The organism is Parasphingorhabdus sp. NYA22, assembly GCF_976973735.1.
In genome coordinates this window covers 2,504,662-2,521,772 of the sequence record NZ_OZ333477.1, presented here as the reverse complement: position 1 = coordinate 2,521,772, position 17,111 = coordinate 2,504,662, and the positions used below count along the sequence as shown (strand labels likewise).

Genomic DNA, 17,111 nt, shown 5'->3' with positions numbered 1-17,111 from the left:
GGGCGCGATCAGCCGTTTTCGGCGATCAGCGATTCATCGATGGCCTTTGCCGCTTTATGGGCGTCCCGTTCGGTCAGCCGCTTGGCGTAAGCGACAAAGCTGTCCCGCTTGGGCAGGGTGCCGAATTGCGTGCCCCATATGACCTGCGCGCCGAAATAGACATCGGCCATGGTAAAGCGCGAACCGCAGACGTAATCGTCCGCCTGAAGCTTGCTATCGAGGACATCGACCACCCGGTCATAATTGCCATAGCCAGCCGTCATCTCTTTATCTTGCGCGACCTCGAAACCGAGTGTCTTGTTGGTGATCGCCGCTTCGATCGGCCCCGCCGCGAAGAATAGCCACCGGTAATGATCGGCCCGTTCCGCTGCCGTCGGTGCGAGACCGGCATCGGGGAACGCTTCGGCCAGATAAGCGCAGATAGCTGCGCCTTCGGTCACGATCCTGCCGTCATGATCAATCGCCGGCACCTTGCCCATCGGGTTGATCTTCAGATAGTCCTCGGCCTTCATCGACGTGCCATATTCGAGCAGTATCTGCTCATAGTCCGCACCCGCTTCGTGTAGCGCCCAGCGCGCAATCTGGCCGCGCGACATCGGGTTGGTGTAAAATTTCAGGGTCATTTCAATCTCCTTCTTGTTCGGAATTTTCTATATGGGCTCTGTATTTTTCCCGCTGCTGGCGAGAGAATTCTTCCAGCGATCTTTTCGGGTCCGCTTTGTAGTTTGCTCCGGTCGGTGTGAATCCGGAAATGCGATCGAGCCGGAATGCCCGGAAGTCATCTCGCAATTCGCACCACCCCACCAATGTCCAGACCTTGCCCCAGAACCACAGGCCAAGCGGCTGGACGTTCCGCCGGGTCGGCGAACCATCTTCGTCGCTATAATCCAGAGTTACAATTTCCCGGGCATCGATAGCATGTTCGCAGCGGTCGATCAGCTCTCCCGATTGTCCCGCCAGTCCGGTGCGCGGTGAAAATATTTTCGTGTCGCCGACGCGGCTGCGCTCGGCTTCCGGCAACACCGCCTCGATTTTGACCAGCGCCTCTTCCGCTGCGGCAATCATCGCCGTGCCACCCCAGGCCCTGACCATTCGTGCGCCGGTGACCAGGGCAACGATCTCGTCGCGGGTAAACATCAATGGCGGCAAGTCGAAGCCGCTGCGCATGATATAGCCAATGCCGGCTTCCCCCTCGATAGGGACACCAGTGGATTGGAGGTCGGCGATATCACGATAGATTGTGCGTTCGGAGACCTCGAGGCGATCGGCCAGATTGGCAGCGGTCACGAGCCGACCACCGCGCAGATATTGGACAATCTGGAACAGGCGGTCGGCTCTGCGCATCAGTTGCTATACTTGAAGATACCGAGGCTGTTGCCCTCCGTATCCTTCGCGTAGAAGAAGGCGCCCGACGGAATCGAAATGACCTCCGATACCACTTCGCCGCCGCTGGCCTTGACCCGGTCCATAGCGTCGGTCAATTCTCCGGGGGTAGAAAGATGCGCAGTGACACCGTCTCCCGCTGTCGCAGGCTTGCCTTCATAGAGATGGCCGCACATCGCGCCATTGATGCTGGGGATCATCTGCATCGTCTGCGGGCCTTCATCATTTTCGACGAGGCTGGTCTCTAGGACAGCTTCGTAAAATTTCTTCGCACGGTTCAGGTCGGTTGCTGGGATCTCCACCCAAACCAGTCGATCACGGGTCATCTCGGTCATTTGCTTGCTCCTTCTCTTTGGTTGAACAAGTACCCGATATCATAGCCCTACTGACAGCATCCTGTCAGGAGTGATTCAATATTTACAGATATCATCCGCTCGCCGTCGAACGACATGGGATTTTTCTCCGGATCCATGCACGAATCTCCTTTGTCCGGATTCCCCGTTATCTCGGCCAAATATGCCATAGCGGCGTCTTCCGTCTGCTTGTCTCGCTTGTTCGGTTTGAGTAGACGCATCCCGGACTGCCGCGCCAAACGGGAGGGCATTGATGATCAAGCATTTCTTTCTGATTTCCAAAAAGCCGGAAGTGTCCGCCGAGGAATTCCGGAGATATTACGAGACATATCATGTGCCGCTGATCAAGCGCTTGCTCCCGATGTTTGCGCATTATCAGCGCCATTATCTGGACCGGTCAGAAAGTCGCATCGATGCCGAGCAAGCCGATCCCGGTTTTGATGTGATCACCGAAATCCATTTCGCCGCCTAGGCCGATTATGACGCGTTTCTGGCAAAAACCTCCGATCCAGCCGTGCTTGACGAAATCCGCGCAGACGAAGCCAATTTCCTGATCAGCGATGCCACCCGGTCCCTGCGGATGGATAGCAGCAGCTAGGTTCGTTGGGTTTGAATTGGTTTAGCACAAAATGCGCATGACGAGGTCTGGGTCAGGTCGCCTCGCTCGCGTCAAATATTACAGTATCGAAACAGTCATGGCTGAATGTTTCAAATCGGGGTTGCGAGGATATAGATGGAGGAGGGCTTCGTCCTGCCAACAAATTCTTGTTTTTACTAATCATCCTAATAAGGTGAGAAAAATTTGGGGGCATGGCAAAGCTAATGAAGCATTTCTATTTGGCGCTTATCTGCGTTGTTTACTTGATATCGGGAACATCCGCCAAAGCGTCTGCCGATCTGCAGTTCGAGCAACCCGGAACATGGGTGGAGTCTGCGGACCTTGATCAGGTTCTGCGCGAAAATCCGGAGAGCGAAGCCATATTGGTGATTCTGGATATCCAACGGCAACTGGAACACGGCAAAGTCTCCTCTTATCATGATGTGGCCGTGCGCATTGATTCGACGAAGACGATGTCGGACATGTTGTCGCTGTTCAGCCCGGCCTGGCATCCGGATCAGGGCGATTTGATTGTCCATCGCTACGAGATTGTCCGGGGTGCCGAAGTCATCGATCTGACAAAAGTCGAGAATATGTTCGATGTCATCCGGCGCGAGAAAAACCTGGAGCGGCAGCAGATCAACGGCATGCTGACCGCTATCTCGCAAATCGAGGACCTGCAACTGGGTGATATCGTGCGGATGAGCTTCACCGTTACGACCGCCAATGAAGCGCTTGCCGGACGCGTGCAGGCTGCTGGCGGCTTTGCGTCGGAAGATGTCAAAGTCGATTTTATCCGTCAGCGGATCCGCTGGCCGGACAAGATGGATGTCAAATGGCGCGGTTCCAAGGCAGAAATTGCACCAGTGAAAACCAGCGAGAACGGCTGGACGAATCTGGAAATCAATTATCGCGCAAAAGAACCGGATGTCGCAATCCCGGATAATGCCCCGATGCGCTTCAAGGATAGAAATCTCTTTGAAGTGGCCAGCTTTGCGTCGTGGAATGACGTGTCGCGCGTAAACGCGGCTCTATATCCAAGCAACGACGGTATCATCAAGGGCGGCTCTCTAGAGCAGGAAATTCAGGCGATTGCTGGCCAGACCCGCGACAAGAGGGAAAGGGCGGCGCTTGCACTGCGCCTCGTCCAGGACAAGATCCGCTATCTCTACAACGGCATGGGATTTGGCGACTACAGCCCCCAAAAACCGGAGGAAACCTGGAAGCTGCGCTATGGCGACTGCAAGGCGAAGACCTATCTGTTGCTGGCGATCTTGCGGCGTCTGGATATCAAGGCCGTGCCGATGCTGGTCCACACCAGCCAGCGCGATATCGTTTTGGAGCGATTGCCCTCTTTTCAGGCGTTCAATCATATCATTGTGAAGGCAGAGATCGACGGTACGGTCTATTGGCTCGATGGCACGGGAAGTGGCACGCGCATGGACGATATGATCAATTCTCCGACCCATCGCTATGGCTTGCCGAGTGTGAAGAATGGCGCCGAACTGGAAGAAATTCCCATTCGTCGTCCTGGCCGGCCCTATCAGGCGGTCACGGTCACCTATGATGTGACGGCTGGAACGGAGCTGCCTGCTGCTTTTGAACTTCGGGCGACGCTTCGCGACAGTGATGCGACCGAACTGAAAGATGCCATCGCGCAATTCTCGGAAGAAAAGGTCAAGGAGTTGCGCGAGGAAGCCGCTCTTCAATATGTGCTGGACGGGCTGGTCTATGAAACGACCTTCTCCTTCGATGAGGATCAGGAAACCGGATATTTGACAGCCAAGGGGCTTGCCTATCTCGATTGGGATATCAAGACCGACAAACACCGGCACGAATTGTGGAGTGTGTCCGACAATTTCAAAGTTGAGAAAACCCGTGATGACGAGGAATTGCGGGGATTGCCGGTCAATCTGAGCTATCCGAGATATTTCAGATATCAGGCCAACTATAATTTGCCCGAAAGATATTCGGAAGCGTCCCTCGATGGTCTGCCGGAAGACAGCTCGGAAATCGGCGGATTCCAGTTCAGCCGCACTGCCCTTAAAAACGGCAACCAGATTGTTTCAAAGGAAGAATATTACACGGGCCGGTGGGAATTGCCGGCCGAGGAATTTGAAACCGAACGGCGAAAGCTCTCGCGTCTCAACAGGGAGAATGTAAAAATCATCTTGCCGGAAGACAGGGTATTGCCATGGCGGGAAGTGGAAAATTTCAAGCTGTCGGCTCAGGCGGCTGGCCATCGCGAGGCATTCGACAGACATGTTGCAAATGCTAGCGATGACGATGATTCCGCCTTCGTCAATCGGGCCTATTTCTACCAGACTCTGGGTGAATATGAAAATGCGATCGCCGATGTGCAGAGCGCCCTGGCGATCAATTCCGATGCGGAAAATTACAAGTGGCTGGGCGATCTGCAACTCGGCTCGGATCCGGCAGCTGCCATCGCCGCTTATTCGCAAGCGATCGAGATCAAGCCGGCCTATTTTGACGCCTTGCTCGAACTGATCAGACTGCATGTGCGACTGGGCGAATATGCACACGCGCATGCGGTGCTGGAGCGGGCGAAAAACGCGGGCCTGACCGAGACCAGCGTCGATTCCATCCATATCGAGATTTTGCAGGCCGAAGGGAAATTTGACCAGGCCCTGCAAATCATAAACGATCTGGTCGAGGAGGAACCCGACAACGCAAGCTATCTCTCGGACCGGTGCCTGTTGCGGGCAATGGAAAAAACGGAACTTGATCTGGCGCTGGCAGATTGCACCAATATGATCGAATTGGCCAAACGCAGCGCTTATTATCATTTCATCCGCGCCTTGGTCTATTATCAACGCGGTGAATATCAACTGGCGATTGATGATCTTGGCAAATCGATCAAGGTCAGTGATCGTCAGGGCTATGTCTATCATCTCAGGGCACGCGCGCATCGCAAACTGGGGCAGATCGCTGCCGCCGATGATGACGCAAAGACGGCGCAATTCCGCTATAAATATGCAGGCTGGTATTGGGGCCATTTCTCGGATGACCCGGCCTTCGTCCAATGATCTGCGCCAGAACATAAAAAAACGGCGTGGGATCAGCCACGCCGTTTTTTCTGTATGAAGGCTTTGCGACCCGTTTCCGAAGCGAACTACTTCGTCTCGCTGTCGGCCTTTTTCTTGGTCGGGGCTTTCTTTTTCTTCGCCTTGGGCGCGGCAGCCGTAACTTCGAAGGTCAGGGCATTGTCCTTAAGGTGGACCTTGACCTCGCCGCCGTTCTTGAGCTTGCCGAACAACAGTTCCTCGGCGAGCGGCTGCTTGATCTTTTCCTGGATCAGGCGCCCCATCGGACGGGCACCGTATAGCTTGTCATAGCCGCGCTCGGTGAGCCATGCCTGCGCATCTTCGTCGAGCGTGATATGGACATTCTGGTCGGCCAGTTGCAGTTCGAGCTCGAGAATGAATTTCTCGACCACACGTGCCACCACTTCGGTCGGCAGATAGGCAAAGGGAACGATCGCATCCAGACGGTTGCGGAATTCCGGGGTGAACATTTTCTTCACCGCCTCTTCGCCCGCATCTTCCTTGGACATATTGCCAAAGCCGATGCCTTCTCTCGCCATGTCGGACGCACCGGCATTGGTCGTCATGATCAGCACAACATTCCGGAAATCGACCGTCTTGCCGTGATGATCGGTCAACTTGCCGTTGTCCATCACCTGCAACAAAATGTTGAACAGGTCGGGATGGGCCTTCTCGATTTCGTCGAGCAGCAACACGCAATGCGGATTCTGGTCGATGGCATCGGTCAGCAGACCGCCCTGATCATAGCCGACATAGCCCGGAGGCGCGCCAATCAGGCGGGAAACGCTGTGGCGTTCCATATATTCGGACATGTCGAAGCGCTTGAGCGGAATGCCCATGATTGATGCCAGTTGCTTGGCGACTTCGGTCTTGCCGACGCCGGTCGGGCCGCTGAACAGATAATTGCCGATTGGCTTTTCCGGTTCGCGCAGCCCCGCACGGGACAATTTGATCGCGCTGGACAGTTTCTTGATCGCCTCGTCCTGGCCAAAGACCACGCGCTTGAGATCTTTCTCCAGATTCTCGAGCGTTTTCTTGTCGTCCTTGGATACGGATTTGGGCGGGATCCGCGCCATTGTCGCGATCACGGCTTCGATATCCTTGGTCGTGATCATCTTCTTGCGGCGCGAAGGCGGCAACAGCATCTGCATCGCACCGACTTCGTCGATCACGTCGATCGCCTTGTCCGGCAGTTTGCGGTCGTTGATATAACGGGTGGACAATTCCACCGCCGATTTCAGAGCATCGGGCGAATAGCGGACCTTGTGATGGTCTTCGAAAGCCCCGCGCAAGCCGGCAAGGATCTTGATCGTATCCTCGACCGATGGCTCGTTGATGTCGATTTTCTGGAAGCGCCGCAGCAACGCGCGGTCCTTCTCGAAATGGTTGCGGAATTCCTTGTAAGTGGTTGATCCGATGCAGCGAATGACACCGCCGGAAAGCGCCGGCTTCAGCAGGTTCGACGCATCCATCGCGCCGCCGCTGGTAGCGCCGGCACCGATAACGGTGTGGATTTCATCGATGAACAGGATCGCGTCCGGCATTTTTTCCAGCTCGGAAACAACCTGCTTCAGCCGCTCTTCGAAATCACCGCGATAGCGGGTCCCGGCGAGCAGCGAGCCCATGTCGAGCGAGTAGATGACCGCCGGAAGCAACACTTCCGGTACATTGCCTTGTACGATCCTTAACGCCAGACCTTCGGCAATCGCGGTTTTACCAACGCCGGGCTCACCGACATAAAGCGGGTTATTCTTGGAACGCCGGCACAATATCTGGACTGTCCGGTCAACTTCCGCCTGCCGTCCGATCAACGGATCGATCCGGCCATCCGCAGCTTTCAGGTTCAGGTTGACGGTAAACTGGTCGAGCGCCGTTTCTTTCTTGTTCTTCTCTGCCTTGCCCTCTTCACCGTCCATGCCGGACAATTCGGCCGGCTCTGGTGTCTGGCCGCCTTTGCCGACACCGTGGCTGATAAAGCTTACGGCATCGAGACGGCTCATGTCCTGCTGTTGCAGGAAATAGACGGCATAGCTTTCCCGCTCGGAAAACAGCGCGACCAGTACGTTGGCGCCGGTGACTTCATCCTTGCCGGAAGACTGGACATGCAGGATCGCGCGCTGGACCACGCGCTGGAATCCGGACGTGGGGGAGGGATCGATGGTCTTCTCGACCTTCAGCGAATCCAGTTCGCTGTCGAGATAGAGAATGACGGCGTCTTCCAGTTCACCCAGATCGACACCGCAGGCGTTCATCACTTGAGACGCGTCGCCATCGTCGACCAATGCGAGAAGAAGATGCTCCAACGTCGCATATTCATGGTTGCGGTCAGCAGCATTTTTCAGCGCCTGATGCAGGGTTTTTTCGAGCGATTCCGCGAATGATGGCATATACTTTACTCCAAATTTGGGACGGTTTTAACGCCCCGCTTGCCGAAACGGATGCTGTCCATCCGGTTTCGGGCTTTAACCAATTGCTTGCCCTCTAGATCGTGACCCGCGCCTTAAACGTCAAGGGCGCCGCGCTTCTGATCTGCAAACATCCGGCCAAGGCTGCCAGTTTCTCGTCTCTCTTCTCCTATACGGTCCAAATTGGAACGTCTGAACCCGACTATTATTAAACAAGGTTAACAAATGCTTTAACGAAAGCCAGCCTTTATCACTTTTTGAACAGATTATCTGCGCTGGCCCGATGAGACACAGCGAAGTTTTTCTTGGCTTCGCAGCGGCTTATTTCCGATTTCAACAGGGAAATCCGTTTTTCCAGTTCGTCCACCGACAACGGGTCGAGATCCTGTTTGACCATCAAGGTCACGGGATCATTGGCGTTGCGCGGCAAATTATCATCATCATCCATGAATCGACATACCTCCTGCAGCCTAATGTTGACCGCTCGCGCTTTGCTGTCAATAAGGGCGGCAAACAAGGGGGGTCGCAAATTTCCCGGGGGACAATCAATGCCTGTATCTGAACTGCTGCAAAAAGAAATGACCGCTATCGCGATTAGCGAACCTGGCGGACCGGAAGTCTTGAAATCGGTAACGGTGGAGGTTCCGCAACCGGCGCACGGTGAAGTGCTGATCCGGGTGGCGGCTGCCGGGGTCAACCGGCCGGATGTCATCCAGCGCATGGGTTTCTATCCTGTTCCGCCGGGGGCCTCGCCGCTGCCGGGTCTGGAAGTCTCGGGCACTGTCGTGGGACTGGGCGAGGACGTCGGGATGGAATGGATCGGCCGCAGGATTTGTGCGCTGACCAATGGCGGCGGCTATGCCGAATATTGTGTCGCGCCGGTCGGACAATGTCTGGAAGTGCCGGAAAGCCTCACCATGGTCGAAGCGGCTGCGCTACCCGAGACATTATTCACGGTTTGGGGCAATTTGTTCAACCGCGGTTTTGCCCGCGAAGACGAAACGGTGCTGGTCCATGGCGGCACCAGCGGTATCGGCACGATGTCGATCATGCTCGGCAAGCTGTTCGGCCTCAATGTCATCGTCACCTGCGGCAGCGATCAGAAATGCACTGCCGCCAAGCAGATCGGGGCCGATCATGCGATCAATTACAAGAGTCAGGACTTTGTCGAGGAGATCAACAAGATCACCGACGGAAAAGGTGTCGAAATCGTGCTCGACATGGTGGCCGGCGACTATGTCGCGCGCAATCTGCAATGTATGAAGGAAGATGGCCGTCATGTGACCATAGCGGTGCAGGGCGGACTGCAGGCGACGATCAACATGGCCCATGTCATGATGAAACGGCTGACCCTCACCGGTTCGACGCTGCGGCCACAGTCGGCAGAGCGCAAGGCGCTTATGGCAGATGAAATATATCGCTATGTCTGGCCGGATGTGGAAGCGGGCAAATTGAAGCCGGTGATGGACGAAAGCTTTCCGCTCGCCGATGCCGCCAAGGCACATGCTCATATGGAAGCTGGCGATCATATCGGCAAGATCGTGCTGATCGTCGAATAGCTTCATGAGCGGTGCAATAGACTTTCACGGAGCAAAAGTAGCCTGCTTCATTGATGATCATATCCTGGTCTATCGCCGCGACAACAAGCCGGACATTCCCTTTCCCGATATGCTCGATTTACCGGGTGGCGGGCGCGAAAATGGCGAGAGCGGCGCGGAATGCGTCGCCCGTGAAACATTTGAAGAATTCGGCATAAGCATCGCCACTGATCGTTTTGAACCTGTGCAATCCTACCCGAACTGGCGCGGGTCCGGTCATGTGGCGCTGTTCTTTGTCTGCCGCCTGTCACCTGAAATACTGAAGGATATAATATTCGGTGACGAGGGGCAGGGCTGGACAACCATGCCTGTCACCGAATTTCTCGCCAGCGATCAAGCCGTTCCGCATCTGCAAACGCAGGTGGAGATGTTCCTGAAAAGCTAGGTACCTCGTCACCAAAGCTTCATAAAAGCGGGACTTTGCTGTAACAATCGGCTGCTAGGGCCGGGCCCATGGGATAGTCTCCATGGGAGTTTTTATGGCCAAGCATTTTCCCCCCTTCACCAAAGCCGATATTCCGCTGCTCGACGTTGATCGCTATGAAGCGCGGCTCAAGCGCAAGCCGCGGGTGCATGCGCGCGACCGCACCCGGTATCGGACGATCTGGATTTCGGACATCCATCTCGGCACGCGCGGCTGCAACGCCGACTTGCTGATCGACTTTCTCGATCATGTCGACAGCGATACGCTCTATCTGGTCGGCGATATCATTGACGGCTGGCGATTGAAGAAGAAGTTTTTCTGGCCGGACGGTCATAATGATATCATCTGGCGGATATTGAAACGGGCGCGGCGCGGGACCCGCATCGTCTATATTCCCGGCAATCATGACGAAATGTTCCGCCAGTTCACCGGTTTGAGCTTTGGCGGTGTAGAGATCCGGCGGTCGGCGATCCACGAAACCGCCGATGGTCGCCGCTTGCTGGTGTTGCACGGTGATGAGTTTGACACGGTGATGCTCGCCCATCGCTGGCTCGCCGTGATCGGCGACGCGGCCTATGTGACATTGATGCGGGTCAACTGGCTGGTCAACAAGGTTCGCACCTGGCTGGACCTGCCTTATTGGTCGCTGTCGAAAATGGCCAAGCACAAGGTCAAGAATGCGGTCGAATTTATCGGCCGCTATGAGGAAACCGTGGCCAAGGCGGCGGAAAGTCGTGGCGTCGACGGCGTGGTCTGCGGTCATATCCATACCGCCGAACATCGGGTGATCAAGGGCATCGAATATTATAATGACGGCGACTGGGTCGAGGGCTGTACCGCTCTGGTCGAATGCGACGACGGCAATATGCAGATTTTGCACTGGGCAGACGAAATCAAGGCGCGCAAGGAGCGCGAGGAGCAGCCGGCCCGCCTGACGTCGGTTGACGGCGGCGGCATGGACCAGGCGGCGTGAAGGTCGCACTGGTAACGGATGCCTGGCATCCGCAAGTCAACGGCGTGGTACGGACCCTGGATACGGTGATCGGGTTGCTGCGCGAAAGGGGCCATGAAATAATGGTGATTTCGCCCGACCAATATCGTTCGATCCCGGCGCCGAGCTATCCGGAAATCCGCCTAGCGTTCGCCCGGGCCGAGACCATTGGTAAGCGGATCGCCGCCTTTGGCGCGGACGCGGTACATCTGGCGACCGAAGGCCCGCTGTGCATCCAGGCGCGCCGCTGGTGTCGCCGAAAAGGATACCCGTTTACAACAGCTTATCACACGCAGTTCCCGGAATATCTCGCCAAGAGAACGAAATTGCCGCCGCGCCTGTTCTGGCCCTATATCCGCTGGTTTCATCGGGGATCGGAAGCGATCATGGTCTCGACAGAGAGTGTCCGCAGCCAACTACAGAGTGAAGGGCTGTCCCATATCCATCACTGGAGCCGCGGCGTCGATTTGCAGAATTTTCGCGCCGATGCGCCGCCGCCACCAGAATATGGACATCTCGCCCGGCCGATCCAGCTCTATGTCGGGAGGGTGGCGATAGAGAAGAATATTGCGGCTTTTCTCGACAGCGATCAGCCGGGTTCGAAAGTCGTGGTCGGTGATGGACCGGCGCTGGAGGGTCTGAAAGCCCGTCATCCAGAGGTCCATTTCGCTGGCAGAAAAACGGGGCAGGAACTGGCCGGCTATTATGCCGGAGCGGATGTCTTTGTCTTTCCCAGCAAGACCGATACGTTCGGCCTGGTGATCATCGAGGCTCTTGCCTGTGGCACGCCGGTAGCGGCCTTCCCGGTGACTGGTCCGGTCGACATTTTGACGGCGGAAAGCGGTGCCATGGACGATGACCTGAACGTCGCGATACAGCGTGCGCTCACTTTAGACCTTGCCGATTGCATCGCCCTTGGCGAGCAATATAGCTGGGATGCGAGCGCCAGCCAGTTTTTGAACGGTCTGGTTTCACAGGACCGGCGTGTGGATTGTCATATGTCGCGGCGGATCCTCGCAAAGGCAATATTTGCGAGGGTTTAGCCAAATATCTTGCCGACTCTCTCCAGATAACCTACATAAGCTTCCAACAGGCCGTCTCCGCAAGGGGGCGGCCCTTTATTTTTATATCGTCGCTGGCGTAAAAACGCCAGTTATCAGAAGGATGCCATCATGGCCGAACAAGCAACCCCTCTCATGCAGCACGCAACCGCCAGCTGGCTGGTGGACAATACGGCGCTCAGCTTTGACCAGATTGCCGAATTTTGCGGCATCCATATTCTCGAAGTCAACGCGATGGCCGATGATCTCGCCAGCTCCAAATATACCGGACGCGATCCGGTACAGGCGCATGAGCTGACCCATGAAGAAATCGAAAAAGCCGAAAAAGACCCGAATTACCGCATGGTCATTCAAAAGGGACCGGACCAGATACGCCGGACCAAGGGACCCCGCTACACGCCGGTTTCCAAGCGTCAGGACAAGCCCGATGGTATCGCCTGGCTGCTGCGCAACCACCCGGAGATTTCCGATGCGCAGGTTGGCAAGCTGATCGGCACCACCCGGACCACGATCAGTGCGATCCGTGATCGCGAACATTGGAATATCGCCAATATCGCACCCAAAGATCCCGTGACCCTCGGCCTCTGTTCGCAGCGCGAGCTTGATACCGTGGTCGCCAAGGCCGCCAAAAAGGCCGGTATCGAGCCGGAAATGGCGGATGACACCAAGCTCGGCGGCGACAAGGAAGCGCTGATTGCCGAACTGCACGAAGAACGCGCGCAAGCGGTTCGCGACGCAGAAGCGGCATTGTCGGGTGAAAGCGACGAAGAAGCGGCACCGGTCGAGCATACAGCAGAAACGCTCTTCAAGGATCGCTAGGCGACAGGCTTTTTGTCTGAACTGACAATCTAGCGGAATATGGTGATTGCCAGCGCGAGAGCGCTGGCTTTTTCCGTTTAAGCAGTGAGACCTGGTGTCTCCAGCCCTATCAAAAACCGGGTTTAACTATCCGGTTAAACTGCCTTGCGCATCTACTTGCCATGGGTCTATGACCGATCCATGGATGCTCCCAGAAAACCTCCCGCTTATGATGCCATGCTTGCCGATCACGGGTTCGACCCGATTGAATCGGACGGCCTGACCTATCCGCTCGGCGATTACGAACCGAAATTTGGCGAATATTTTGAACTGATGCCCGGCATCGGCTGGACCCGTACGCCGGTGCCCGGCCCGCTCGGCCATATCAACAACTGGATATTGGCGGACCGGCACGAAGACGGCAGCGAGGGATTTGCGATAGCCGATACCGGCCTGTTTATGCCGCAGGTGATCGACGCCTGGAAGCATCTGTTCGACGAAGGCGCGCTGCACGGGCAGAGCGCGACCAAGATCATTGTCACCCATTATCATCCCGACCATGTCGGCTGCGCCGGATGGCTGGCCAACCGGTTCAAGGCGCCCCTGCACATGAACCGCACCGAGTGGCTGCTCACCCGCATGTTGCTCGCCGACAAGCGCGACGGCGTGCCGCAGGAGGCGCTCGACGAATGGCAATTCTGTGGCTGGGAACAGAATCTGATCGACGATTTTGCCAAAAAGGGCTGGGGCCGTTTCGCCCGCGCCGTTTCCGATCTGCCGATCGGCCATATCCGGATGGAAGAGGGCACAAGGCTACGCACCGGCGACCATGAATGGCGGGTGATGATCGGCAACGGTCACACGCCCGAACATGCCTGCCTGATAGATGACAGCGCCAAGGTGATGATCTCCGGCGACCAGATATTGCCGCGGATCACCTCCAATATCTCGACCATGCTCAGCGAACCGACCAGCGATCCGCTCGGCGAATGGCTGGCCAGCATCGCGCATTTCCGCGCCGAACTGGACAATGACCTGCTCGTCCTGCCAGCCCATGGCCGTCCGTTTCTCGGCGCGCACCAGCGGCTCGATGCGCTGGCCGAGCGCCATAATGAAGCACTCGATGATCTCGAACAGGGCCTGCGCGAGAGCCCCAAGCGAGTGGTCGACAGCTTCCCCTATCTGTTCCGCCGTCCGATCACGCCGGACGTCATCGGCATGGCCAGCGGCGAGGCGATGGCGACGCTCCGGCATCTGGAATATACCGGCCGCGCCCGTCTCGAAATGAAAGACGGCACCGCCTGGTATAGCGCGGCATAATCTCCGCGATCGGTAAATCTGCTAAGCGCTATTCCGGGTCAAAGGGCGGTCGTCTTGGCATCCGCTGGCGGTTCGACCTCGTCGCTGGTGCAGTGCAGGGCGTAGCCGCGCAGGAATATCGCCAGAGCGACCAGTGACACAAACCCCGCCAGCCCGAACGGCGCGCCGGGCAAATAGTAGATACTCCCCGCCACTGTGAAAGCCGCGAAAACGGCGGCGAATAGCGGCGGGCCGATGACCGAGGCCATGCTTTGCAGGCTGGCCACAGCGCCCTGCAGCTCGCCCTGCGTTTCATCGGACACCGCGTTGCTCATCAGGCCATTGATCGAGGGCTGGAATAATCCCTGAAGCGAGCCGACCGGAATGGCCAGGAAGATCAGCCATCCCTGATCGGGGCCGGCGACGACATAGAAGACCGAACTGATCGCCATGGACAGTGCGGCGATGATCACCGCATTACGCTCGCCGATGCGCGGGATCAGCACCCGGATCAACAGACCCTGCACGATCGCGGCGCCGAGACCGACGCAGGCGAGCGCCATACCCACGGTCCATTCGCTCCAGCCAAAGGCTTCCATCGCGTAAAAGGCGAAGATGATCGGATAAACGACATGGGCGGTCATCCAGACCGTCAGCGCGGTGGCATACCAGAATACGATCTTGTTCTGCCCGTGCAGCCCCCTGAGCGCGACAACAGCATTGGCGCGGGCAATGTCGAACGGCCGCCGTTTTTCCGGAGGATGGCTTTCCTTGAGCATGAAAAAGCCGAAGACCAGATTGAGCGCAGCGAGCGCGGCCGCCGCAAAAAAGGGCAGGCGGGTTCCATATTCGCCCAATATGCCGCCAACAGCCGGACCGATGATGAACCCCAGCCCAAAGGCTGCGCCGATCAGGCCGAAATTCTGTGCCCGTTTTTCCGGAGGGGAAATATCGGCGATATAGGCATAAGCGGTGCTGAAACTGGCACCCATGACTCCGGCGATGATCCGCGCGGCAAACAGCCATAATATCGAAGCGGAGAATCCCATCAGCATATAGGCGATGGCATAGCCGCCGAGCGCGCCGAGCAGCACCGGTCGCCGGCCAAAGCGATCAGACAGATTACCGATGATCGGGCCGAAGACAAATTGCATCGCGGCATAGGCAAAAGCGAGCCAGCCGGCATAGACCGCCGCTCCTGAAAGCGTGTCTCCGGTGATGCTCGTGATCAGCTTCGGCAGAACCGGCATGATGATGCCAAAGCCGAGCATGTCGATCAGCACGACGAGAAAAACGAAGACCAGCGATGATTTGGCTGCGGGGGTGGGATGGGAATCGTCCATGCAGCTTTGCCCTACACGCTCGGCAAAAGGAAAGGGAACCCATTATCGCGCAATTTTCATTGTCTGTTCGCGCCGGTTGACTTACATAAATGTCAATGACTGAAACCCATCCTGACCAGGCACCGATCTGGAAATCGCATTATAATCATCCCACGCCATGGGATCAATTCTACTCGCCCCTGTCGATGCCCGGAATGTTCTTCCGCTCGGCCGGCCGGCGCGGGGACGCGAATCTGCTCGACTTCATGGGACGAAAATACAGCTATAGCGAAGTCGCTGCCGGTGTGGTCCGCGTCGCCAAGGGGCTTCAGGATATGGGCGTTGGCAAGGGCGACCGGATCGGCCTGTACCTGCCCAACGTGCCGCATTATGTCAGCGCCTATTATGGCGCGATGGCAATCGGCGCGACGGTCGTCAATTTCTCGCCGCTCTATACTGTCGAGGAACTCAGCCATCAGGTCGAGGATAGCGGGACAAAAATCCTGTTCACGCTTTCGGCGACCGCGCTGTTCCCGACCGCCTATCAGGTGCTTGAACAGTCCAGTCTCGAACGGCTGGTGGTCGGCAGCATTGCCGGTGCGTTGCCAGCCGGCAAGGCGCTGTTCTACTCGCTGTTCCGGCGCAAGGAGAATAGTCCACAACCGGATGATGTCCGGATCACGCCTTTTTCCGAATTGATCGACAATGACGGCCTCTACAAAGCGCCGAATATCCGTCCGGACAAGGATATCGCGCTGCTGCAATATACCGGCGGTACCACCGGAACGCCGAAGGGCGCGATGTGCAGCCACCAGAATCTGACCGCCAACGCGCGGCAGATCAACGCGATTGATCCTTATCTCGACGACGCCGACCGGCTGATGGGCGTGCTGCCCTTCTTCCACGTCTTCGCCAACAGCGCCGTGCTCAACCGCACGGTCGAACGCGGCGGGGAAATTGTCATGCTGCCGCGGTTTGACGCGAAGCAGACATTGAAGGCAATCAGCCGGACCAAGATCACCGCAATGCCCGGTGTGCCGACCATGTATCAGGCTTTGCTCGACCATCCCGATATCGATAAGGCCGATTTCTCGTCGCTCAAAGTCTGTGTTTCGGGTGGAGCGCCGCTGCCGCTGGAATTGAAGCAGAAGTTCGAGGCAAAGACCGGCGCCAAGCTGATCGAAGGCTATGGCCTGACCGAAAGCTGCGGCGTGGTCAGCGCCAATCCCTATGCGGGGCACGACAAGACCGGCACCATCGGCCAGCCGGTTCCCGGCACATTGGTCAAGCTGGTCGACAAGGCTGATCCGGCAAAGCCAGCTCCCGAGGGCGAACCGGGGGAACTGATATTCTCCGGGCCGCAGGTGATGCAGGGCTACTGGAATTTGCCCGAGGAAGATGAAGAGGTTTTCATCGACGGCTTCCTGCGCACCGGCGATGTCGCAACGATTGACGAAGACGGCTTTATCAAGATTGTCGACCGGCTCAAGGACATGATTTCGGTCGGCGGATTCAAGGTCTTCCCGAGTCAGGTCGAGGAGGTCCTCTACAAACATGAAGCGGTCAAGGAAGCCCTGGTGCTCGGCGTGCCCGATGCCTATCGCGGCGAAAGCCCCAAGGCTTATGTCGCGCTGGAACCGGACATGTCCGTCACCGGCGAAGAATTGAAAGACTGGCTTAACCCGCAACTGGGCAAGCATGAACGGGTGGTGGATGTCGTGATCCGCGACAGCCTGCCCAAGACCATGATCGGCAAGCTGGACCGCAAGGCTCTGCGGGCTGAGGAACTGGACTAGGACCGACGTCTCAAGCGG

The 17,111-nt window shown here is 57.0% G+C and carries 15 protein-coding genes; 9 read left to right on the top strand and 6 right to left on the bottom strand.

The genetic code is table 11. The annotated features are described in order from the left end of the window. Positions 1–8: 8 nt before the first annotated feature. From ACWFTY_RS12110 to ACWFTY_RS12100, 3 genes are read right to left on the bottom strand one after another with little or no spacing between them, the layout of a single operon-like run. Positions 9–629 (bottom strand): glutathione S-transferase family protein, encoded by a 621-nt coding sequence (locus ACWFTY_RS12110; protein ID WP_447526889.1) that lies wholly within the window; start codon positions 627–629, stop codon positions 9–11. Further along, positions 625–1,344: a helix-turn-helix transcriptional regulator gene (locus tag ACWFTY_RS12105; RefSeq protein ID WP_447524478.1), complete on the bottom strand. Its 720-nt coding sequence runs from the start codon at positions 1,342–1,344 to the stop codon at positions 625–627. The genes ACWFTY_RS12110 and ACWFTY_RS12105 overlap by 5 nt, the downstream gene beginning before the upstream one ends. Next, positions 1,344–1,718: a VOC family protein gene (locus ACWFTY_RS12100; RefSeq protein ID WP_447524477.1), complete on the bottom strand. Its 375-nt coding sequence runs from the start codon at positions 1,716–1,718 to the stop codon at positions 1,344–1,346. Before ACWFTY_RS12100 ends, ACWFTY_RS12105 begins: the two co-directional genes overlap by 1 nt. Positions 1,719–1,989: 271 nt before the next feature. Between ACWFTY_RS12100 and ACWFTY_RS12095 the strand changes: the two genes are divergently transcribed. Then, entirely contained in the window at positions 1,990–2,208 is a 219-nt protein-coding gene (locus ACWFTY_RS12095) for an EthD domain-containing protein (RefSeq protein ID WP_447524476.1), read from the top strand. Between the two features lie 338 nt (positions 2,209–2,546). Continuing rightward, entirely contained in the window at positions 2,547–5,381 is a 2,835-nt protein-coding gene (locus ACWFTY_RS12090) for a DUF3857 domain-containing protein (protein ID WP_447524475.1), read from the top strand. 86 nt (positions 5,382–5,467) lie between these two features. On the opposite strand, the gene clpA is transcribed toward ACWFTY_RS12090, so the two are convergent. Beyond that, positions 5,468–7,786, bottom strand: a complete 2,319-nt coding sequence (clpA, locus tag ACWFTY_RS12085; RefSeq protein WP_447524474.1) for an ATP-dependent Clp protease ATP-binding subunit ClpA — start codon at positions 7,784–7,786, stop codon at positions 5,468–5,470. A gap of 268 nt (positions 7,787–8,054) precedes the next feature. After that, positions 8,055–8,252, bottom strand: a complete 198-nt coding sequence (locus tag ACWFTY_RS12080) for a DUF1192 domain-containing protein (RefSeq protein WP_447524473.1) — start codon at positions 8,250–8,252, stop codon at positions 8,055–8,057. A gap of 100 nt (positions 8,253–8,352) precedes the next feature. Here ACWFTY_RS12080 and ACWFTY_RS12075 point away from each other — a divergent pair, with 100 nt between their 5' ends. The 6 genes from ACWFTY_RS12075 to ACWFTY_RS12050 all read left to right on the top strand — a co-directional run bounded on the left by ACWFTY_RS12075 (position 8,353) and on the right by ACWFTY_RS12050 (position 13,996). Further along, on the top strand, positions 8,353–9,363 hold the full coding sequence (locus tag ACWFTY_RS12075) for an NAD(P)H-quinone oxidoreductase (RefSeq protein WP_447524472.1): 1,011 nt from the start codon (positions 8,353–8,355) through the stop codon (positions 9,361–9,363). Positions 9,364–9,367: 4 nt separating this feature from the next. Next, the gene (locus ACWFTY_RS12070; protein WP_447524471.1) at positions 9,368–9,787 is read left to right on the top strand and encodes an NUDIX hydrolase; all 420 of its coding nucleotides are present in this window, start codon (positions 9,368–9,370) and stop codon (positions 9,785–9,787) included. 94 nt (positions 9,788–9,881) lie between these two features. After that, the gene (locus ACWFTY_RS12065) at positions 9,882–10,799 is read left to right on the top strand and encodes a UDP-2,3-diacylglucosamine diphosphatase (RefSeq protein WP_447524470.1); all 918 of its coding nucleotides are present in this window, start codon (positions 9,882–9,884) and stop codon (positions 10,797–10,799) included. Then, positions 10,796–11,860, top strand: coding sequence for a glycosyltransferase family 4 protein (locus ACWFTY_RS12060; RefSeq protein WP_447524469.1), 1,065 nt, complete (start codon positions 10,796–10,798; stop codon positions 11,858–11,860). Before ACWFTY_RS12065 ends, ACWFTY_RS12060 begins: the two co-directional genes overlap by 4 nt. Before the next feature lie 153 nt (positions 11,861–12,013). Continuing rightward, on the top strand, positions 12,014–12,697 hold the full coding sequence (locus tag ACWFTY_RS12055) for a DUF1013 domain-containing protein (RefSeq protein WP_447526888.1): 684 nt from the start codon (positions 12,014–12,016) through the stop codon (positions 12,695–12,697). A 180-nt stretch (positions 12,698–12,877) separates the two neighbouring features. Further along, entirely contained in the window at positions 12,878–13,996 is a 1,119-nt protein-coding gene (locus tag ACWFTY_RS12050) for an MBL fold metallo-hydrolase (RefSeq protein WP_447524468.1), read from the top strand. Positions 13,997–14,034: 38 nt separating this feature from the next. Here ACWFTY_RS12050 and ACWFTY_RS12045 read toward each other — a convergent pair whose 3' ends face one another. Continuing rightward, complete coding sequence (locus ACWFTY_RS12045) at positions 14,035–15,318, bottom strand: TCR/Tet family MFS transporter (RefSeq protein WP_447524467.1); 1,284 nt, start codon at positions 15,316–15,318, stop codon at positions 14,035–14,037. Positions 15,319–15,407: 89 nt separating this feature from the next. Between ACWFTY_RS12045 and ACWFTY_RS12040 the strand changes: the two genes are divergently transcribed. Continuing rightward, positions 15,408–17,093: a long-chain-fatty-acid--CoA ligase gene (locus tag ACWFTY_RS12040; RefSeq protein ID WP_447524466.1), complete on the top strand. Its 1,686-nt coding sequence runs from the start codon at positions 15,408–15,410 to the stop codon at positions 17,091–17,093. Positions 17,094–17,111 lie beyond the last annotated feature (18 nt).